This is a genomic window from Myxococcus eversor, assembly GCF_010894455.1.
In the GTDB taxonomy this organism is placed as follows: domain Bacteria; phylum Myxococcota; class Myxococcia; order Myxococcales; family Myxococcaceae; genus Myxococcus; species Myxococcus eversor.
The window spans coordinates 350,926-371,618 of record NZ_JAAIXY010000002.1 but is presented as its reverse complement, the minus strand read 5'-3'; the positions used below and the strand labels follow the sequence as shown (position 1 = coordinate 371,618).

The window sequence follows — 20,693 nt, the reverse complement described above, 5'->3', positions numbered from 1 at the left end:
GGGCGCGGACGCCGGGTTTTGCGGTATGAGCCCCTTCATGTCTCCTTCCGAGCAAGCGCCGCGGCAGGACGCGCGCGTGACCACTGGCGTGCCCGGCCTCGACGGCGTGCTGGGGGGTGGCCTTGTCACCTCGGGTGTCTACATCGTCGTGGGTGAGCCCGGGGCGGGCAAGACGCTCTTCGCCAACCAGCTCTGCTACCACCAGGGACGTGGGGGGGCGCGGTGCCTCTACGTCACGCTCCTGGCCGAGTCGCACGCTCGCATGCTCGCCAACATGCGCGACATGGCCTTCTTCGACTCCGCGCTGCTGCCCGAGAGCGTCTACTACGTCAGCGGCTTCCGCACGCTGGAGGAGCAGGGCCTGCCCGGGCTCCTGGAGTTGCTGCGGCGCGAGGTGCGCAACCACAACACCAGCATCCTCGTGCTGGATGGTCTGGTCCAGGCGCAGGAGGCGGCCGGCAGCAGCCGTGACTTCAAGAAGTTCATCCACGAGCTGCAGGTGTCCGCGAGCCTGTCGCGCTTCACCGCGCTGATGCTCACCAGCTCCAACGGCCCCACCGTCCACCCGGAATACACCATGGTGGACGGCATCCTGGAGCTGCGCGAGCGCACCCTGGGCGTGCGCTCCTGGCGCGAGCTGCAGGTCCGCAAGTTCCGGGGTGGCGCCACCCTGAGCGGCGTGCACACCTTCCGCATCTCCAATGACGGGCTGGAGGTCTTCCCCCGGCTGGAGGCGCGCATGCGGCGCACCCAGCCGCCGGACCCTGGCAGTGAGCGGGTGCACTTCGGAATCCCCTCGCTGGATGCGCTCTTCCCGGGAGGGCTGGCGAAGGGCTCCACGTCGCTGATGCTCGGGCCTCCCGGCAGCGGCAAGACGCTGATGGGGAGCAGCCTGCTCGCCGAGGGACTGAGGCGGGGCGAGCAGTGCCTGTACATGGGCTTCTACGAGTCGCCCGAGCGCCTGCTCCACAAGGTGGCTGCCGCCGGCATGGACCTGGGTGAAGCAGTGAAGGAGGGGAGGATGCACATCCTCTGGCAACCCCCCGCCGAGTCCATCCTGGATATCCTGGCGGACCAACTCTTGAGCGCGGTGCGCAAGCATCAGGTGACGCGGGTGTTCGTGGATGGGTTGAGCGCGATGAGCCAGGCCGCGCCGGACAGCGCGCGGATGAGTTCCTTCTTCGCGGCGCTCACCCAGGAGCTGCGGCTGTCGTGCGCCACCACCATCTTCAGCCTGGAGACGCCCCGCCTCTTCGGGCCCGCGCTCGACGTGCCGCTGGAAGTGGGCCCCTCCGCCGTGGCGGAGAACCTCTTCTTCCTGCGGCACGTGGAGCTGGAGGGGCGCCTTCGCCGCCTGCTGACCATCTTCAAGCTGCGGGACACCGAGTACGACCCGTCCATCCGGGAGTTTCGTATCTCCCGACAAGGAATCGAGGTGCTGCCTCCCTTCGCCGTTGCCCTGGACACCCTGTTGACGGGCCTTGCCCGACATCGGAGCGGTGGACATCCCTGATTCGTGAGGAGCGAAGCCCGCCCGTATGGAGACGGTCCTGGTGGTGGATGACGAGCAGGGCATCCTGGAAGCCCTCGCGGACCTCCTGAGGGAGGAGGGCTACCGCGTCCTGACGGCCTCTCATGGCCGCGAGGCGCTGGAGCGCATGAGCGAGCTGCGCCCGGACCTGGTCCTCACCGACTGGATGATGCCGGTGCTGGACGGCCCCGCCCTCATCGACCGCATCCGCGCGGAGCCGAGCTGGGCCGGGGTGTCTCTGTTGGGCATGAGCGCGGTGGACGTGGGCCCCCTGCGGGCCCATTACCCGGGCATTCCCTTCCTCCAGAAGCCCTTCGACATCCCCGCGCTGATGAAGCAGGTTCGCAAGGCGCTGGATGGCAAGCGCGCCGCCTCCGGCTGACGACACGGAAGGTCTCCGGCAAGCCCCCATGTTCCATCTGCTCAAGCTCGGTCCCGTGCCGCTCTCCCAGGGGAGCACGCAGGTCTATCTGCGCATCACCGAAAGCGGCGAGCCGTCCCAGCCCGTCTTCGAGCAGGACGACGCGGCGGGCCTGCGGGTGCTGCTGGAGGGGCTGGAGGATTTGAGCGGGGTGCGATGTGAGCCCGCGCTCGCGGAGGCCGGGGAGGCGCTGGGCGTGGCGGTGGCGGAGCCCCCGGCGGCGGCGCTCTCCTCGCGCGCGGCCATCGCCACGTTCCTGGCCTGGGGGCAGCGGGGGTTGTCCGCGCTGGGCTCGGACAAGGCGCTGCTCTTCGTCCAGGCGGCCACCGAGTTCTGGGAAGCGCAACCCTGGACGTACTGGGACGACAGCCAGCCCTTCGAGGTGGCGGTCTCCGGACCCCTGAATCACACCTTCGAGGGGTGCGTCTTCCACATGGATGATGGGCGGGCGGGGCTGGCGCTGTACTTCAAGCCGGGCGCGCTCCAGATGCTGATGGAGATGCAGGCGCGGGGGCAGGCCGAGGCCGCGCAGGAGCTGCCCGCCATCGCCGTCACGCTGGACACGACGCCGGCCTACGCCGTGGAGGCGCTGACCTCCGCCCACCGCGTGCCCCGGCTCCCCATGCCGCTGAAGACGGGGAAGGACGGCGTGGGCGTGCCGTCCTCGGTGGAGGCGCTGCTGCTGGTGGCCGCGCTGCGCGCCGTGGCTCGGCTGTCTCCCGAGCAGCAGGAAGTGCTCAGCAGCGTGGTGGCGGGGGATGCGCGCATGGAAGTCCACGTGCGGGCCCCCACGCCCCGGCTGCGGCACTGACGCTACGGCTGCTCCGGAGCGTCCAGGCCATGGCGCTCCATCAGACGCCGCAGGTGCGTGCGGTGCATGCCCAGCGCGCGCGCGGCGGCGGCGACGTTTCCGCCGTGCGCCTGGAGGGCCTCCACCACCCGCGCGCGCTCGGAGTCCGCGAGCGGCGGGCTCCGGACGACGACGGGCCGCCGCCGCGCGGGCTTCGGAGTGGCGCCGCCGTCCCCGGGCTTGGGGGTGGGCTCGGGCTCCGGCCCGGCGGTCGCGCTGAACGCGGTCCCCGCGGTGGGGCTGAGGTGGCACGCCTCGATGCGCGTCGCGGCCCGCAGGAGCGCCTCCTGCGCGGCGCCTCGCACCTCCACGCGGAGCTCGCGGATGTTGCCCGGCCAGGGACGGAGCAGGCAGGCCTCGAAGAGCGTGACGTGCGCGGGCAGGCGGACCTCCTGCTCCAGGAGGAAGCGGGCCACCAGCAGCGGCAGCTCCTCCGGGCGCCGCCGCAGCGGGGGCAGGGTGACCTCCGGCCTGCCGAGGCGGAAGTAGAGGTCCTCCCGGAGCCGCCCGCTCGCCACCTGCGCGCGCAGGTCCTTGTTCCCCGCCGAGCACACGCGCAGGTCCACCTTCCGGGGACGCGAGCCGCCCAGGGGCAACACCTCCCGCGTCTCCAGCGCGCGCAGCAGCTTGGACTGGACGGCCAGGTCCAGCTCCGTCACCTCGTCCAGGAACAGCGTCCCGCCGTCCGCCGCCTGGAGGTAGCCGTCCGCGTCGTCCGCGCCGGAGAACGCGCCGCGCCGCGCGCCAAAGAGCAGCCGCTCGGCGAGCCCCTGGGGGATGGCCGCGCAGTTGACGGCCACGAAGGGCCCGGCCTTCTGGGGGCCGTGGTCATGGAAGGCCCGGGCCACGCCCTCCTTGCCCGTGCCGCTCTCTCCGTGGATGTGCAGGGCGAAGCCGTGCTGGGCCGCGCGTGACACCTGTTCGAGCAGCCTCCGCATCGCGGGGCCCCGGATGAAGCCCTCGTCCCTCATGACGCCCTGGCGCGACAGCGGCCCCACGTCCTTGCCGGGCACGAAGAGCGAGTCCCCCATCCGGATGACCCGCCAGGCCTCGCGCGGCGTGTGCGGCGCCAGGGGCTCGCCGTCCACGAAGGTGCCGTTCTGGCTGCCCAGGTCGGTGACGAGGAAGCGTCCGTCTTCGTAGCGCACCCGCGCGTGGCTGCGCGACATGCGCGGGTCCGGGGCCGCGCCTGGCTCCAGGGCGCCGCGTCCCAGCAGCAGCTCGTCCCCCAGCGGCAGGGCCACGGCCATCGCGGTGCCCGCTCCGAGCACCCGCATCAGCCCCGGCCGCGGCGCTTCTCCCGCGCCGTCCCCGCCGTCGGCGGCGTCGCTCTGCTGGAGGGTCGACCGGTCCTGTTCCATGCGCGCCCATCCTACGCGGGAGCCCGCGCGCTCGGGCACAGTGCCATCAGGTGTGCCACCGCTCCGGGGTGCCTCGGCACCGGGCCCGCCCCTTGGGATGTCCCGCGAAGGGCGCGCTGGCATGGCGCTCGCTATGGGGCGTGTCCATGGGCCATGTCGGGCCCGGCTTTCCACTTCGAGGAGACATCTGGATGAAGACCCTTTGCGCGTGGCTCGGCTGTCTGGTGTTGTTGCTGGGGATGGGGGCCTGTCGCCTGACGGGCCCGGGTCGCCCCTCCGACGTGGCGACGCGGCCCGAGGTGATACCGGGCGGAGGGGGAAGCTGTCCCACCGGGCAATGCGACCCGGACCCCAACGGCCTGGGCATCTACATCGCCGAGGGACACAGCTACTGCTTCTTCCACGGGAGGACCGCGACGCTGTGTCCCGAGGGCTTCATCAACACGCCCGAGGGGGTCGTCATGCGGGTGCGCTCGCTGGAGCAGCGTCGGCGGGTGCTGGACATCCCCGTCCGGCTCACGCCCTCGGCGGCTCCGTCACGGGAGGCGTCTCCGGTGCTCGAGGAGGTCCACGCGAGCCCCACGGACCTCTACGCCGTGGTCTCCGAGGGAGGGCGGGCCACGAAGGTCCGGGGTGAGGCGCTGGGGCGGCTGACGTTCCACTTCACGCTCCCCGTGGACGAGGTGGACGGCGACGTGGTGAGCCGGGGCTACGAGCTGACGCTGAGCCCGCTGAAAGGGCGCCACTTCCAGGTGCTCTACCGCGAGGCGGGCAGCGAGCCCTGGCTGCCTCAGTGCCGCTCACCGGAGAAGGCGCCCGTCGCCTCCGTCTTCCTTCCGGCGCGCCGGGTGGACGGGCTGAACGCCTTCGTGGATGAGCGGCTCGACTCCGTCACGATGGCCTGCGAGACGGGGGCCATTGGCGCCTGTCTGGCGTGGGGCTACCAGCCCTGGTCGCCTGACACCTTCCAGGTCGATGCGAGTCGCGAGCACGTCTACCGGGCCTGCCTCCAGGCGAAGCGCGCCGCGTACTTCGTCGGTCAGGGTGACTTGAGGGCCTATACGACGAACGGCACCGACTTCCTGCGGCGGGACGCGCACGGGTTCGGCTCGCGCTCCAGCAATCGGCTCGACGAGCTGGAGCACCTGGAGGCGCTCTGGGGCCCCCAGGGCGCGGTGTGTCTGAATCCGCGGAACCGTCGCCACGACTTCCCCCTCCCTCGCACCAGCGTGCTGCCCGCCTGCGCGAGCACGCCCCAGTGGAGCGCGGCGGCGACGTTCGCCACGGGAGTGCCCCGGCCGCTACCGTAGAACCGGGTGCTCCGGAGGGAGGCGGGCGAGTTCCGCCTCCACGTCCCGCAGCGGCCGCGCATACGTGCCGCGCAGCCAGGGGACGCGCTGGGTGGCGTGGGTGAGCGCGGCGTGGGACTCGTGGAGGACCTGGGTCCATCCGGGGCCGGGCTCCAGGGTCCGGGCCCGCGTCAGCAGCAGGGCTCCGCGCACGGCCTGGGCCTCCGCCCAATCCGGGGCGCTTCGCAGCGCGAGCTCCACCTGCGCGAGTCCCTCGTCGACCACGGGCGGCGCCGCCGTCCTCGTCGCCGCCTGGGCCCACCGCCAGCACGCGCGCGCCAGCGTCAGGTGGCTCTCCGGGTAGGCGTAGAGCGCCACGGCGCGCCGGGCCTCGTCGAGCGCGCCGCGCAGGGAGGCGAGGCCCGTGCGTCCCTCGCGCCGCTGCTGGTCCGCCGCCGCCAGCGCCAGCTCCGCGCCCAGGCTCCGGCAGTCCGCGCAGGAGGGGGACAGCCGGGAGGCCTCCTCCAGCGCTCGTCGCCCGGCGGCGAGCGGCTCCGTCGCGTCGCGGCCCTCGCGCAGCGCGTGGAGCGCCTGGAGCAGGTGCGCGTCGGCCTGGAGGAAGGGGGCGCGGTCGGAGCGGGCATTCAGCGCGCGTGCGCGCGCGGCTGCGCGCAGGGCTCGCTCCAGGGCCAGGCCAGGGTCTCCGCCGGTGTCGAGCAGGTGGCGCGCCCGCGTCAGCTCCGCCGAGGCGGCGTGTTCATGCGCGGAGTGGAAGCGCTCGTCGACGGCGAGGGCGCGCGCGCTGGCCTCCAGGGCCCGCTGGACGTCGGCCTCCGGCGCGAGCCCTCGTGACAGCCGGTGGGCCGCCAGCGCCGCATGCAGCTCCGCCAGGTTCGAGTGGGCGAACAGGTAGCGCGGGTCCGCGCGGGTCGCCTCCAGGAACGCGCGCGCGGCCTCCTCGTAGGCGGGCAGCGGGTCCTGGCCGTGCTCGCGCAGGTGGTTGCCCCGCCAGCGGTGGACGAGCCCCAGGTCGTTGAGCGCCCAGGGGTAGAGCGGCTGGAGTTCAATGGCCCGGGACAGCCAGCGGATGGCCGCGTCCCACGACGCCTCGGGCGCCTGCCCCGCGCGCGCCTGCCTGAGCCCCTTCATGAAGTGGCTGTACCCCAGCGAGTCCTGCGCGAGCACGTCGCGGGGGTCGAGCTCCACGGCCCTCCCCGCGGCGCCCATCCACGCCGTGAGCAGGGCCTCCGCGTCGCGCGCGTCGGGCTCCCCCTGGAAGTTCACCGCGCGGTACTGGTTCATCAGGACCTGGGCCCTCTTCGTGTGCCCGGAGGCGCGGTCCGGCGCCGCCGTCAGGCTCTTGTCCACGGCGGCCTCCGCCAGGTCGAGCGAGGCCTTGCGCGAGCGGCCCTCCCGCTTGTCCAGCTCCGACAGTTGAAGCCAGACCTCGGCGAGCGCCTCGTGGCTCCACGCGTCGCTGCGCCCCAGCTCCAGCGCCTGCTCGTAGCGCGCCCCCGCCTCACGCAGGCCGGCGCGCGCGCCGCCGTAGTCCCCCTGCTCCAAGAGGGACATGGCGCGGGCCAGGGAGACGTCCCCCGCGAGCTTGCGCGCCTCGGCCAGCCAGGGCGCCTGGGCCATGGCCTCGCGCGCGGCCTCTTCCGCCAGGACATGGTCCTCGCGGTACAAGGCGATGAGCGCCTCCAGGTAGCGCGGTGACTCCAGCTCCAGGCCCCGGCTGCGCTCCAGCGATTGGAGGGCGGGTAGCAGGTAGCGCTTCGCGAGCAGGGGCTCCTGGCTGGCCACCCACGCCTCGCCGCCGCCGCGCCGCGCGTCCTCCAGCGCCAGCCGGTAGCGCTCGCCGAGCGCGCGTCCCAGCGCGTAGTGCAGGCCCGGAGAGTCCACGCCCAGCTCCCGCGAGCGCTCCAGTGACTGGTGGGCCTGCTCGAACTCGCGCAGCGCCAGGTGGCCGCGCCCCAGCGCCTGGAGCACGAGCCCCTCCTCCGGGGGTCCCAGCCCCTGGCCCTGGGCGGCGAGCTTCTCCAGGCGCTCGTGGGCGAGCCGCAGCTCGGGTCGGGTGTCGTGCAGCGGCAGGGCCTGGAACGCGCGCACGAAGGCCTCCAGCTCCTGCACCTGCTGGCCAAGCTGCTCGGCCAGGCGCACTCGCGCGTCCGTCCGCGCCCGCAGCTCCCGCTGCGCGAGCCACGACCGCGTCCCGAGTCCGGCGAGCAGCAGCATGCCCACCAGCGACGCCGCGGAGAGCGTCACCAGGGCCCTGGGGCCGCGCGCGGCCCGTCGCAGCCGGTGCAGCGGGCCGGGGCGCCGTCCGAGGATGGGCTCGCCGTCCAGGTAGCGCCGCAGGTCCTCCGCCAGCGCCTGGGCGGACGCGTAGCGCTGGCCGGGCTCCTTGTGCAGGCACTTGAGGCAGAGCGTCTCCAGCGCGACGTCCAGCGTGGGCACTCGCGAGCGGAGGGACGGAGGGTCGTCATGGAGCACCTTCGACAGGGTCTCCATCCGCGTGGCCCCGGTGAAGGGCGGCGCTCCGGTGAGCAGCTCGTGGAGCGTGGCCCCCAGGCTGTAGACATCACTGCGGCGGTCGATGCCGCGCACGTCGCCCCGCGCCTGCTCCGGCGCCATGTACGCGGGCGTCCCCATCACCGCGCCGGTGACGGTGAGGCCGTGTCCCCGCTCCGCCTCATATGCGAGGCCGAAGTCCATGATGACGGGCGTCCACCCCGCGTCCTCCGCGCGGAGCACCATGATGTTGGAGGGCTTGAGGTCCCGGTGGATGACGCCCAGCCGGTGGGCCTCGTGGATGGCCTCGGCGACGTCCTTCATCAGCCGGACCTTCTCCCGCACGGAGAGGTGCCGGGCGGCGGCATCCAGCAGCTCGCCCTCCACGAGCTGCATGGCGATATAGGCCCGCCCGGCGACTTCACCGACTTCGAAGACCTTGCAGACGTGGGGATGGTCGATGCGTGCCTGGGCGCGCGCCTCCTGGAGCAGGCGCAGGGCGCGCTCGGGGTCCGCGCCCCGGATGAACTTGAGGGCCACCTGGCGCGAAAGTCGCCGGTCCTCCGCGCGGTAGACCTCGCCCATGCCGCCACGCCCCAGCAGCTCGAACAGCTCGTAGCGTGCCCAGTCGCGAGGGGGCGGGGCGTCCGACGTGGCGAGGGCGGAGGGTGAGGCCTCCGCGGGTGGCGTCTCCGACGTGGACACGGGCGCGGGCGTGGGCGCCACCGACGCCACGGTCGGAGCGAGGAGCGGCTCGTCTCTCCCGGAAGGCGCCATGGCCAGACGCTATCACGCGGCCCTGGAGTCGAGCCCCGAGGCCGCATGGCACAGCTCGCGTGCTGTGTCACCGCGCGCGCCTCGCCGTGCCATGAGCTGTGTCAGCCGCTCCTCGTGGGGCGCGCGCCTGCGTGCTCCCGAGTGGCGAAGATCATCGGCGAGGGAGGCACGGGCCTTGCTCAAGCGGACCGCGACGAGGTGACGCGAGCGGCACCCGCCGATGCGTGACCTCCGTCGTCAAACCCATCCCCATCAACAGGAAGACTCCATCATGTCGAAGTTGCGTCACACCGTGTTTGTCGCGCTCGCGATTCCCGTCGTGCTGTCGGGCTGTGGTCCCGAGGACCTGTCGGCCGAGCTGTCCCAGGAGGAGGCCGCGAAGCAGGTGACCGCCGCGCCGGAGCTGGACACCCAGCCCCAGGCCCTGGTCCCGAGCTCCGAGTACACCTGGTCGCAGGGCCATGTCGCGAATCCCATGGGCATCACCTCGGGCAGGTCCTGCTTCCTCACTCGCGTGGGGGGCGACTTCGAGGGGAGTGGCGAGCGGGTGGACATCTTCCAGACGGGCGGCTCCTGGTATCTGGGTGGCAACTCGTCCCAGACGAGCATCAACGGCGCCGCGCGCTGCGTTTCCGCGAGCGGGGACACCACCGAGTATCAATGGACGCAGTCGATGAACTACCCCGTGAACATGGGCACGGCGACCAACCGCATGTGCTACCTGGTGGGGGTCGCCGGCAAGTTCAACGGCGGCGGGGAGTGGGTTCACGCCTATGTCAGCGGGGGGCAGTGGTACCTGAGCGGAGACTCCGGCCAGAGTGGCGTGCGCGCGCGCGCGCGCTGCATCACCGTCAGCCCCACGACGGGCTATACCCCTGAGATTTCCTGGAGCCAGGGCCAGGGCTCGGCGTACATGGGGCCCTCGTCGGGCCTGGCTTGTGCCTTGACGTACGTGAAGGGCAAGTTCGAGGGCGGCGGCGAGTACGTCCGCATCTTCGACAGCGGTGGTTACTGGTACCTGGGCGGGGGGTCGAACCAGGTGAGCGTCGCCGCGAAGGCGCGCTGCTTCTAGGCCAGGGTCCACCAGGGCTCGGGCAAGCGCCGGAGCCCCGGCCCTGGTGGGCGCCGGATTTCACGCCGGGTCGTGTAGGTCCCGAGCCAAGTGTTGCCTGGCTCACGAAGCGGGGCCGCAGTGTCAGATGACTGTCAGCCAGCCCTCCCGAGGGGACTATCCCCGCTCCGGGGAGTCGCGGGAGAACGGAGCCCTTCCGAAAGTTTCCGTTCCCGGCAGCCGAGGGCCACTCCTCGCGGGAACGCGCTGGGGCTCTCAATGACTGTGAAGAAGGTGGTCTCCCGCCGCGCCGCCGCGAGTCCTCCGCCATCGCGCTCCGTGGTGGACGACTCGGACACCTTGGACTCGCGCCAGCTCCTGCGCGTGCTCACCGCCGTGCGCAAGGGTGACTTCTCCGTGCGCATGCCCGTGGACAAGGTGGGCAACGCCGGCAAGGTGGCCGACTCGCTCAATGAAATCATCGAGCTCAACGAGCGCATGGCGCACGAGTTCGAGCGCATTGGCAGCGTGGTGGGCAAGGAGGGCCGCATCACCCAGCGCGCCAACGTGGTGAGCGCCGTGGGCTCGTGGGCCGACTGCGTGGAGTCGGTGAACACGCTGGTGGCGGACCTGGTGCAGCCCACCACGGAGATGGGCCGCGTCATCGGCGCCGTGGCCAAGGGAGACCTGTCCCAGACGGTGGCCCTGGAGGTGGATGGCCGCCCGCTCAAGGGCGAGTTCCTGCGCACCGCCCGGCTGGTGAACGGCATGGTGGAGCAGCTCGGCGCGTTCGCCTCGGAAGTGACACGCGTGGCCCGTGAGGTGGGTACGGAAGGGAAGCTCGGAGGTCAGGCCCGGGTGAAGGGCGTGGCCGGCACGTGGAAGGACCTCACGGACAACGTGAACTCCATGGCCTCCAACCTCACGTCCCAGGTGCGAAACATCGCCGAGGTGACGACGGCGGTGGCCAAGGGAGATTTGTCCAAGAAAATCACCGTGGACGTGCGCGGCGAGATCCTGGAGCTGAAGAACACCATCAACACCATGGTGGATCAGCTCTCGTCCTTCGCCTCGGAAGTGACGCGCGTCGCGCGCGAAGTCGGCACGGAAGGAAAGCTGGGCGGACAGGCCGTGGTGAAGGGCGTGGGTGGCACGTGGAAGGACCTCACGGACAACGTGAACTCCATGGCCTCCAACCTCACCTCCCAGGTGCGCAACATCGCCGAGGTGACGACGGCGGTGGCGAACGGAGACCTCTCCAAGAAAATCACCGTCGACGTGCGCGGCGAAATCCTGGAGCTGAAGAACACCATCAACACGATGGTGGACCAGCTCAACTCGTTCGCGTCCGAGGTGACGCGCGTCGCGCGCGAAGTGGGCACCGAGGGCAAGCTGGGCGGACAGGCCGTGGTGAAGGGCGTGGCGGGCACGTGGAAGGACCTCACGGACAACGTGAACTCCATGGCCTCCAACCTGACGTCCCAGGTGCGCAACATCGCCGAGGTGACGACGGCGGTGGCCAATGGCGACCTGTCGAAGAAAATCACCGTCGACGTGCAGGGTGAAATCCTGGAGCTGAAGAACACCATCAACACGATGGTGGACCAGCTCAACTCGTTCGCGTCCGAGGTGACGCGCGTTGCTCGCGAAGTCGGCACCGAGGGCAAGCTGGGTGGACAGGCCGTGGTGCGCGGCGTCGGTGGTACGTGGAAGGACCTCACCGACAACGTGAACTCGATGGCGTCCAACCTGACGGCGCAGGTGCGCAACATCGCGGACGTGACGACGGCGGTGGCCAAGGGCGACCTGTCGAAGAAAATCACCGTGGATGCTCGCGGTGAGGTGCTGGAGTTGAAGAACACCATCAACACGATGGTGGACCAGCTCTCGTCCTTTGCCTCCGAGGTGACGCGCGTCGCGAAGGAGGTCGGCACCGAGGGCAAGCTGGGCGGACAGGCCGTGGTGCGCGGCGTCGGTGGCACGTGGAAGGACCTCACCGACAACGTGAACTCGATGGCCTCCAACCTCACGTCCCAGGTGCGCAACATCGCCGAAGTGACGATGGCGGTGGCCCGCGGAGACCTCTCCAAGAAAATCACCGTCGACGTGCGCGGCGAGATTCTGGAGCTGAAGAACACCATCAACACGATGGTGGACCAGCTCAACTCGTTCGCCTCCGAGGTGACCCGCGTCGCGCGTGAAGTCGGCACGGAAGGAAAGCTGGGCGGACAGGCCGTGGTGCGCGGCGTCGGTGGCACTTGGAAGGACCTCACCGACAACGTGAACTCGATGGCGTCCAACCTGACGGCTCAGGTGCGCAACATCGCCGAGGTGACGACGGCCGTCGCCAATGGAGACCTGTCGAAGAAAATCACCGTCGACGTGCGCGGTGAGATTCTCGAACTGAAGAACACCATCAACACGATGGTGGACCAGCTCAACTCGTTCGCGTCCGAGGTGACACGCGTCGCGCGCGAAGTCGGCACGGAAGGAAAGCTGGGCGGACAGGCCATCGTGAAGGGCGTGGCGGGCACGTGGAAGGACCTCACGGACAACGTGAACTCCATGGCCTCCAACCTGACGGCGCAGGTGCGCAACATCGCCGAGGTGACGACGGCGGTGGCTCGCGGAGACCTCTCCAAGAAAATCACGGTGGATGTGCAGGGTGAAATCGCGGAGCTGAAGAACACCATCAACACCATGGTGGATCAGCTCTCCTCCTTCGCGTCCGAAGTGACACGCGTGGCTCGCGAAGTCGGCACGGAAGGCAAGCTGGGCGGGCAGGCGGACGTGAAGGGCGTGGGTGGTACGTGGAAGGACCTCACGGACAACGTGAACTCCATGGCCTCCAACCTCACCACGCAGGTGCGCGGCATCGCCAAGGTGGTGACGGCGGTCGCCAACGGTGACTTGAAGCGCAAGCTCGTCGTGGACGCGAAGGGCGAAATCGCCGAGCTGGCGGACACCATCAACGGGATGATTGACACCCTGGCGGTGTTCGCCGACCAGGTGACGACGGTGGCCCGCGAGGTGGGCATCGAAGGGAAGCTGGGCGGACAGGCGCGCGTGCCCGGCACGGCCGGCATCTGGCGCGACCTCACCGACAACGTGAATCAGCTCGCCGCCAACCTGACGACGCAGGTGCGCGCCATCGCCGAGGTGGCCACGGCGGTGACGAAGGGTGACCTCACGCGGTTCATCACCGTGTCCGCGCAGGGCGAAGTGGCCGCCCTGAAGGACAACATCAACGAGATGATTCGCAACCTGAAGGACACCACGCGAAAGAACACGGAGCAGGACTGGCTCAAGACCAACCTGGCCAAGTTCACCCGCGTCCTCCAGGGCCAGCGGGATTTGCTCACGGTGTCCAAGGTCATCCTGTCGGAGCTGGCGCCGCTGGTGGACGCGCAGCACGGCGTCTTCTACATCTCCGAGCGCGCCGAGGCCGGGGAGCAGATTCTCAAGCTGCTGGCGTCGTACGCGTACCGCGAGCGCAAGGGGCTCTCGAACAGCTTCAGGCTGGGCGAGGGACTGGTCGGCCAGTGCGCGCTGGAGAAGGAGCCCATCCTCCTGTCGGACGTGCCGGACACATACATCCGCATCTCCTCCGGCTTGGGCGAGGAGGTGCCGCGCAACATCGTCGTGCTGCCGGTGCTCTTCGAAGGCGAAATCAAGGCCGTCATCGAGCTGGCCTCGTTCCACCGCTTCAGCGACGTGCACCTGGGCTTCCTGGAGCAGCTCACGGAGTCCATCGGCATCGTCCTCAACACCATCGCCGCGAACATGCGCACGGAGGCGCTGCTCAAGCAGTCGCAGGCGCTCACCGATGAGCTCCGCAAGCAGCAGGAGGAGCTGACGGAGACGAACAAGCGCCTGGAGCAGCAGGCCACGTCGCTCCAGCAGTCCGAGGAGCTGCTCAAGCGGCAGCAGGAGGAGCTGCGCCGCACCAACGAGGAGCTCCAGGAGAAGGCGAAGCTGCTCTCCGAGCAGAAGACGGAGGTGGAGCGGAAGAACGGCGAAGTCGAGCAGGCCAAGCGCGCGCTCGAGGAGAAGGCGGAGCAGCTCAGCCTCACCTCCAAGTACAAGAGCGAGTTCCTGGCCAACATGAGCCACGAGCTGCGCACGCCGCTCAACTCGCTGCTCATCCTCAGTCAGACGCTCAGCGACAACGTCGAGGGCAACCTCACCGGGCGGCAGGTGGAGTTCGCCCGGACGATTCACGCCTCCGGCGCGGACCTGCTGGAGCTCATCAACGACATCCTCGACCTGTCGAAGATTGAGTCCGGCACCATGACGGTGGACGTGGGCCCGCTGCGCTTCAGCGACCTGCGCGAGTTCGTGGACCGCACCTTCCGGCAGGTGGCGGACAAGAAGGGCCTCCAGTTCGACATCGACCTGGCGCGGGGCATGGCCGGCGAGGTGGAGACGGACGCCAAGCGGCTCCAGCAGGTGCTCAAGAACCTCTTGTCCAACGCCTTCAAGTTCACCGAGTCCGGCTCGGTGGCGCTCGACATCGGCATGGCCCAGGGCGGCTGGACGCCGGACCACCCGGTGCTCTCCACCGCGCCCTCGGTGGTGGCCTTCTCCGTGCGAGACACGGGCATCGGCATCCCCAAGGACAAGCACCACATCATCTTCGAGGCGTTCCAGCAGGCGGACGGCTCCACCGCGCGCAAGTACGGCGGCACCGGCCTGGGTCTGTCCATCAGCCGTGAAATCGCCAGGCTCCTCGGCGGTGAAATCCGGCTGGAGAGCGAGCCGGGCCAGGGCAGCGTCTTCACCCTGTACCTGCCCCTGGACTTCGTGGCGGACCGGCCGGGACAGCAGGACACCTCGCGGACGGTGCCCGCGGCCGCCGCCCTGGCCCACACGGCCTCGCTGGTGCCGCCGCTCCACCTGGAGGAGGTGGTGCCCGCCGTCTCGCTGGCGTCGCTGGGCATCGACGATGACCGGCTGTCCATCCAGCCCGGGGACAAGGTGCTGCTCGCGGTGACACACGTGCCGGACCACGCGGCCCGGCTGCGCGCGGCGGCGCAGGGCGCGGGCTTCAAGGTGATTGTCTCCACGGAGGTGGAGGGCGCGCTGGACGCCGTGCGCAACGCGCGGCCGGTGGCCGTGGCGGTGGACCTGGACCTGCCGGAGATGGCGGGCTGGGTGGTGCTCGACAGGCTCAAGCACGACGCGGGCACGCGCGCGTTGCCCGTGTACACGGTGTCCGACGCGGACCACCGCGAGCGCTCGCTCAACCTGGGCGCCATCGGCCACCTGCGCGCGGCGGCGGACCCGGAGGCGGCGGCGTCTGCGCTGGCCTCCCTGCGCGACTTCGTGGAGCGCGAGGGCCGGGGCCTGCTCATCGTCGAGGACGACCCCGTGCACCGGCAGACGCTGCTGGAACTCCTGGGCAGCGAGGATGTGCAGACGGTGGCGGTGGGCACGGCGGCGGACGCGTTGGCGGCGCTGGCCGAGCGACGGTTCGACTGCATGGTGCTCGATTTGGGTCTGCCGGACCTGCCTGGCACGGAGCTCATCCGCCGCGTGCGCGAGGCGCATGGCGCCAGCGGCCCGCCCATCATCGTCTACACGGGCCGCGAGCTGTCGCGCGCCCAGGAGACGGAGCTGCGCCGGGTGGCGGAGGCCATCGTCGTCAAGGACGCGCAGAGCCCCGAGCGCCTCTTGGAGGAGACCAGCCTGTTCCTGCACCGCTCGCCCGCGAACCTGTCCGAGTCCAAGCGCCGCATGCTGGAGAAGGCGCGCGAGAGAGACCCGTTGCTCGTCAACCGCAAGGTGCTGGTGGTGGACGACGACGTGCGCAACATCTTCGCCCTCAACACCGTGCTGGAGCGCTACGGCATGAAGGTGGCCTTCGCGGAGAGCGCGCGCGAGGGGCTGGCGCAGTTGGAGACAGACCCGGACATCGAGCTGGTGTTGATGGACGTGATGATGCCGGAGATGGACGGCTACCAGGCCATGCGCGCCATCCGCCGCATGGAGCGCGTGGCGCACCTGCCGATTCTCGCCCTCACCGCCAAGGCGATGAAGGGGGACCGCGAGAAGTGTCTGGAGGCGGGCGCGTCCGACTACATCACCAAGCCGGTGGATATCGAAAAGCTGCTCAGCCTGCTGCGCGTGTGGCTGCACGCGCCGCGAGGCGTCTCGGCGCGAGGCCCGCGCACGGAGATCTCCGGGTGAACGCCACGGCTTCGGCGGCGGCCCTGGAGGCGCTGGAGGCGGACCTGCTCCTGGAGGGCGTGGCCCGCCACTGGGGCTTCGACTTGCGCAGCCACTCCCGGCCGCGGCTGCTGCGGCGGCTGCGGCGCCACCTGCGCGAGGAGCGCCTGGAGTCCTTCTCCGCGCTCCAGGCCCGCGTGCTGCACGACAGCGAGGCGCTGGAGGGCCTCTTGCGCGCGCTGTCCAGCACGCCTCCGGGTCTCTTCGCGGACGCGGCCTTCTTCCGCGACTTCCGCGCGCGCGTGGTGCCGGTGCTGCGCACGTGGCCGTCCGTGCGCGTCTGGCACGCGGGCTGCGGCACGGGTGAGGACACCTATGCCCTGGCCATCCTGCTGCACGAGGAGGGCCTGTGGGGCCGCTGCCGGCTCTACGCGTCGGATGCCAGCGAGGGGCTCCTGGCGGACGCGCGCACCGGCGTGCTGCCGCTGCCCGGCGAGGACGACGCGCGCCGCCACGCGGAGTCGGGCGGGAGGGGCTCGCTGTCGGACTACTACACGCGCGACGGCAACTGGGCGCTGCTCCAGCCGAAGCTGCGCGACGGCATCTTCTTCACCCAGCACAACCTGACCATCGACGGCTCGTTCAACGAGTTCCACGTCATCCTGTGTCGGGACACGCTGCTGTCCTTCAATCGCGCCCTGCACAACCGCGTGCACGCGCGGCTGTATGAGAGCCTGGCCCGCTTCGGCTTCCTGTGCCTGGGGCGCAAGGAGTCGCTCGCGCGCACGCCGCACGCCGCCGCCTACGAAGAGCTGGAGGGCAGCGGCCACATCTTCCGGAGGGTGACATGAGCGTGGGCCTGCTGGTGGTGGGGGCGCCTCGGAGCGCGGGGGCGGACGTGGAGACGCTGCTGTCCGTGCTGCCGGCGCACCTGCCGACGCCCGTCGTCGTCGCGCTGCACCGGGGGCCGCATGACCTGCTGGCCGCGCCGCTGGGCCGTCGCTGCGCGCTGCCGGTGGTGGAGCCGGACGACAAGGACGACCTGGTGCCCGGCCGCGTGTACCTGGCGCCGTGGGGCTATCACCTGCTGGTGGACCGGGGCAGCGTGGCCCTGTCCGTGGAGCCTCCCGAGCACGGCTGCCGTCCCGCCATCGACGCCCTCTTCGAGTCCGCGGCGGACAGCTACGGCGCGGCCGCCGCCGCGCTGCTCTTCGCCGGCCATGAAGACGGCCAGGAGGGCCTGAACCTCCTCCAGGCGCGGGGCGGACGCGTGGCCGTGGTGCGAGGCGGGTCCGAGGGCGGCGAGGGGCAGGAGGGCGAGGTGGAGCGCCTGTCGCTCGCCGAGGTGGGAGGATGGCTGACGCGGCTGGCCTACGTGGCGCGCGGCCGGGTGCAACCATGAGCGCCACGCCCCCGCGGGGCCCGGCGCTCTCCGTGGAGCCCGCCTGCATCCTCCTCGTCGACGACCAGCCGGAGGGACTGCTGGCGCTGGAGGCGACGCTGGCGCCGCTGGGGCAGAAGCTCCTCACCGCGAAGAGTGGCCGCGAGGCGCTGCGCCACCTGCTCACCCAGGACTTCGCCGCCATCCTCCTGGACGTCGTCATGCCGGGCATGGACGGCTTCGAGACGGCGAGCCTCATCCGCGAGCGCGAGCGCAGCCGCAACACCCCCATCCTCTTCCTCACCGCCCTGTCGCGCGGCCAGCTCCCGGAGCTGCGCGCCTACGCGGTGGGCGCGGTGGACTACCTGCTCAAGCCCTATGAGCCGGAAATCCTCCGCTCGAAGGTCGGCGTCTTCGTGGACCTGTTCCGCAAGACGGAGCTGGTGCGGCGTCAGGCGGAGGCGCTGCGCGAGACGCAGCGGCGCGAGCACGAGAGCGAGCTGGCGGAGGCCCATCGGCGCATGGAGGTGGAGCGGGCCCGCGCGCGCGAGGAGCACCTGCGCCGGGAGATGGAGTCACACCGCAACCAGCAGCGCTGGCTGGAGGCCGTATTGACGGCGCTGCCCACGCCCCTGGCCCTGGTGGAGCCGGGCAGCGGCCACACCCTGCTGGCCAACCGGGCCGCCCAGGGACTGGCCGGTGGGTGTCTGGCGTATCGCGAGGCGCAGGGCCTCCACGAGAGCGTCATCGTCCGGGGACAGGATGGAATCGCGCTGCCGCAGGACGCGCAGCCGCTGATGCGCGCGGCCCGGGGCGAGACGCTCCAGGGCTTCCATGTGGACTGGGAGCTGGGCGAACAGCGCGGCTCGGTGCGCGCCTTCAGCACGCTCTTGCCGAAGATGTACGGGCGTCCGGAGACGGTGCTGCTGGCGCTGCTCGACGTCACGGGCCCCAGCGCCACCGAGCAGCTCGTCGAGGGCCTGCGACACCTGGTGCCTACCCCCGTGACGCCGCCGGAGCAGGGAGCCGGGCAGGGCCTCCCCACAAGGCTCCGCGACCCACCGGAGGACCTCCCCTCGCCCGAAGCTGAACACCCTCGGGCAGGAAAAGGTTGACGCACAAAATAACGGGAGCATGTTGGCTGCGTGAGCGACGCCGGACTGCCCCCGCGGGTCCAGCGCTTCATCACGACGCACATCGACTCCCTGGAGAAGCTGGAAGTGCTTCTCCTGCTCCGTGCCCATCCGGGACGGGAGTGGACCGCGTCATCGGTGAGCCTGGAGCTGCGCATCACAGAACCCTCCGCGGCCGCGAGGCTGACGGACCTCACCGCGAGCAAGCTGCTGGTGAGCGACGGCGGAGCCGTATCCGTCTATCGTTTCAGTCCCGCGAGCTCGGAAGACGCGCAGGCGGTGACGGAGCTGGCGGCGGTGTACGGTGCGCGGCGGGTGACTGTCATCTCCTTCATCTTCTCCCGGCCGTTGGACAAGGTCCGGGGTTTCGCTGAAGCCTTCGTGCTGAAGAAGGACAAGGACGGCGGCAATGGCTGAGGCGGTCTACATCCTCTGTGCGTTGACGAGCGTGGCGTGCGCGGTGCTGCTCCTGCGCGCGTGGAAGAGCAGCCAGTCCCGGCTGCTCCTGTGGAGCGGGCTGTGCTTCGTGGGCATGGCGGTCAGCAACGTGCTGCTCTTCGTGGACCTGGTGATTCTGCCCGCCACCATCGACCTGTACATGCCGCGCCTGCTGACCGGGCTGGCCAGTGTCTCCGTCCTGCTCTACGGCCTCATCTGGGATGCTTCGTGAGGTAACTCGCCCATGCTCAGGTCCATGCTCAACGGCGCGGCGGCGATGGGTTGGTTGGCCTGCGCCTTGTTCTTCCTGCGCTTCTGGAAGCAGTCGCACGAGCGCCTGTTCGCCTTCTTCTCGCTCGCGTTCGCGCTGCTGGGGGTGAACTCGGCGGTGTTGGCGCTGATGGACTCGCTGGACGAGCGCACCTACTACCTCTACGTGGCGCGGCTTGTCGCCTTCCTCATCATCCTCTACGCCATCTGGGACAAGAACCGCGCGAGTCGACGCGGGTGATGTCGCGGGCCTCACGCTCGCGCCGCGTTCAGTGGTGAGGGGCGGGGTGGGTGGTTTTCCTGCTCGCACAGGAGAACCCGCACATGCGTCTGAGTCGCCGTGGCTTTCTTCGTCTCTCCGCGCTCGGAGGTGGAGCGCTCGCCTGGGGCCCCTCGTTCTGGAAGGAGGCCTACGCGGCGCCGGCCCAACCGGGCGTGAGTCCCTACGGGGCGATGTCCGGCGGCGGGGACGTCAACGGCCTGCGGCTTCCGGCGGGCTTCACCTCGCGAATCGTGGCCCGCTCGGGACAGTCGGTGGGGAACTCCGGCTATGTGTGGCACCCCGCGCCGGACGGTGGCGCCTGCTTCGCGAGGCCCGACGGCGGCTGGGTGTACGTGTCCAACAGCGAGGGCAACCCCGGAGGTGTCGGCGCGCTGCGCTTCAACGGCGGTGGGAGCGTGGTGGCCGCGTACCGCATCCTGGCCGGCACGCGGATGAACTGCGCGGGGGGACCGACGCCCTGGGGCACGTGGCTGTCGTGCGAGGAGCACGGCGCCGGACGCGTCTGGGAGTGCAACCCGGTCAAGGCCTCGCAGGGCGTGGTGCGCGGCGCGCTCGGGACGTTCCCCCACGAGGCGGTGGCGGTGGACCCGGACGGTGGCCGGCTCTACCTGACGGAGGACCATCCGATGGGGCGGCTGTATCGCTTCACTCCGTCCGCGTGGCCGGTGCTGGCGGAGGGCACGCTGGAGGCGGCCCATGTGACGGGCAATGCGCTGACGGGGAATGCGACGGTGCGCTGGGTGCCATGCGGGGCGGACAGGTCCGCGTCGCTCCAGCCCGACGTGGCGGCGCGGACGACGGGGTTCAACGGCGGCGAGGGCTGCTGGTACGACGGCGGCGTCATCTACTTCACCACCAAGGGCGACAACCGCGTGTGGGCGCACACGCCGGCCACGGGGAAGCTGGAGCTCATCTACGCCACGTCCCTGTATCCGGGCTCGCCGCTGTCGGGCGTGGACAACGTGGTGGTGTCGCGCTCGGGTGACCTCTTCGTCGCGGAGGACGGCGGCAACCTGGAAATCTGTCTCATCACCCCGGGCCCCCAGCGCATCGTCGCCAGCTTCTTGCGAGTGCAGGGCCACGCGGGCTCGGAGCTGACGGGGCCGGCCTTCAGTCCGGATGGACGCAGGCTGTATTTCAGCTCGCAGCGCGGGACGACGAACTCGCTCAACGCGGGCGTGACGTTCGAAGTCACAGGGCCCTTCCGCTGAACCTTCGCGCGCCGCGTG

Annotated in this window: 16 protein-coding genes; 14 read left to right on the top strand and 2 right to left on the bottom strand. The window is 70.7% G+C overall.

What is annotated here, in order from left to right; all coding sequences use genetic code 11:
• The first annotated feature begins 37 nt into the window (after positions 1-37).
• From G4D83_RS04980 to G4D83_RS04970, 3 genes are read left to right on the top strand one after another with little or no spacing between them, the layout of a single operon-like run.
• Complete coding sequence (locus G4D83_RS04980) at positions 38-1,513, top strand: DUF7125 family protein (protein WP_163863333.1); 1,476 nt, start codon at positions 38-40, stop codon at positions 1,511-1,513.
• A gap of 25 nt (positions 1,514-1,538) precedes the next feature.
• The gene (locus tag G4D83_RS04975) at positions 1,539-1,913 is read left to right on the top strand and encodes a response regulator (protein ID WP_163863331.1); all 375 of its coding nucleotides are present in this window, start codon (positions 1,539-1,541) and stop codon (positions 1,911-1,913) included.
• Positions 1,914-1,941: 28 nt separating this feature from the next.
• Complete coding sequence (locus G4D83_RS04970; RefSeq protein WP_163863329.1) at positions 1,942-2,763, top strand: hypothetical protein; 822 nt, start codon at positions 1,942-1,944, stop codon at positions 2,761-2,763.
• A 2-nt stretch (positions 2,764-2,765) separates the two neighbouring features.
• On the opposite strand, the gene G4D83_RS04965 is transcribed toward G4D83_RS04970, so the two are convergent.
• Positions 2,766-4,163: a sigma 54-interacting transcriptional regulator gene (locus tag G4D83_RS04965; protein WP_163863327.1), complete on the bottom strand. Its 1,398-nt coding sequence runs from the start codon at positions 4,161-4,163 to the stop codon at positions 2,766-2,768.
• Positions 4,164-4,354: 191 nt separating this feature from the next.
• Between G4D83_RS04965 and G4D83_RS04960 the strand changes: the two genes are divergently transcribed.
• Positions 4,355-5,473, top strand: a complete 1,119-nt coding sequence (locus G4D83_RS04960; RefSeq protein WP_163863325.1) for an ADYC domain-containing protein — start codon at positions 4,355-4,357, stop codon at positions 5,471-5,473.
• Here G4D83_RS04960 and G4D83_RS04955 read toward each other — a convergent pair.
• Entirely contained in the window at positions 5,465-8,740 is a 3,276-nt protein-coding gene (locus G4D83_RS04955; RefSeq protein WP_205522572.1) for a serine/threonine-protein kinase, read from the bottom strand. The genes G4D83_RS04960 and G4D83_RS04955 overlap by 9 nt on opposite strands.
• A 45-nt stretch (positions 8,741-8,785) precedes the next feature.
• On the opposite strand from G4D83_RS04955, the gene G4D83_RS04950 reads away from it, so the two are divergent.
• The 10 genes from G4D83_RS04950 (at position 8,786) to G4D83_RS04905 (ending at position 20,675) form a co-directional block, all read left to right on the top strand.
• The gene (locus G4D83_RS04950; RefSeq protein ID WP_163863324.1) at positions 8,786-8,968 is read left to right on the top strand and encodes a hypothetical protein; all 183 of its coding nucleotides are present in this window, start codon (positions 8,786-8,788) and stop codon (positions 8,966-8,968) included.
• Positions 8,969-9,011: 43 nt separating this feature from the next.
• Positions 9,012-9,812: a hypothetical protein gene (locus G4D83_RS04945; RefSeq protein WP_163863322.1), complete on the top strand. Its 801-nt coding sequence runs from the start codon at positions 9,012-9,014 to the stop codon at positions 9,810-9,812.
• Between the two features lie 258 nt (positions 9,813-10,070).
• On the top strand, positions 10,071-15,980 hold the full coding sequence (locus G4D83_RS04940) for a HAMP domain-containing protein (protein WP_205522571.1): 5,910 nt from the start codon (positions 10,071-10,073) through the stop codon (positions 15,978-15,980).
• Complete coding sequence (locus G4D83_RS04935; protein ID WP_163863320.1) at positions 15,977-16,810, top strand: CheR family methyltransferase; 834 nt, start codon at positions 15,977-15,979, stop codon at positions 16,808-16,810. Before G4D83_RS04940 ends, G4D83_RS04935 begins: the two co-directional genes overlap by 4 nt.
• Positions 16,807-17,361, top strand: coding sequence for a chemotaxis protein CheB (locus G4D83_RS04930; protein WP_163863318.1), 555 nt, complete (start codon positions 16,807-16,809; stop codon positions 17,359-17,361). The genes G4D83_RS04935 and G4D83_RS04930 overlap by 4 nt, the downstream gene beginning before the upstream one ends.
• On the top strand, positions 17,358-18,455 hold the full coding sequence (locus G4D83_RS47080) for a response regulator (RefSeq protein WP_163863316.1): 1,098 nt from the start codon (positions 17,358-17,360) through the stop codon (positions 18,453-18,455). Before G4D83_RS04930 ends, G4D83_RS47080 begins: the two co-directional genes overlap by 4 nt.
• 30 nt (positions 18,456-18,485) lie before the next feature.
• Positions 18,486-18,890 carry a hypothetical protein gene (locus G4D83_RS04920; protein WP_163863314.1) on the top strand — a complete coding sequence of 135 codons (405 nt, stop codon included), beginning with the start codon at positions 18,486-18,488 and terminating at the stop codon, positions 18,888-18,890.
• Entirely contained in the window at positions 18,883-19,143 is a 261-nt protein-coding gene (locus G4D83_RS04915) for a DUF5985 family protein (protein ID WP_163863311.1), read from the top strand. The genes G4D83_RS04920 and G4D83_RS04915 overlap by 8 nt, the downstream gene beginning before the upstream one ends.
• A gap of 12 nt (positions 19,144-19,155) precedes the next feature.
• The gene (locus G4D83_RS04910) at positions 19,156-19,422 is read left to right on the top strand and encodes a DUF5985 family protein (protein WP_163863308.1); all 267 of its coding nucleotides are present in this window, start codon (positions 19,156-19,158) and stop codon (positions 19,420-19,422) included.
• Positions 19,423-19,505: 83 nt separating this feature from the next.
• Positions 19,506-20,675, top strand: a complete 1,170-nt coding sequence (locus tag G4D83_RS04905) for an alkaline phosphatase PhoX (RefSeq protein ID WP_163863306.1) — start codon at positions 19,506-19,508, stop codon at positions 20,673-20,675.
• Positions 20,676-20,693 lie beyond the last annotated feature (18 nt).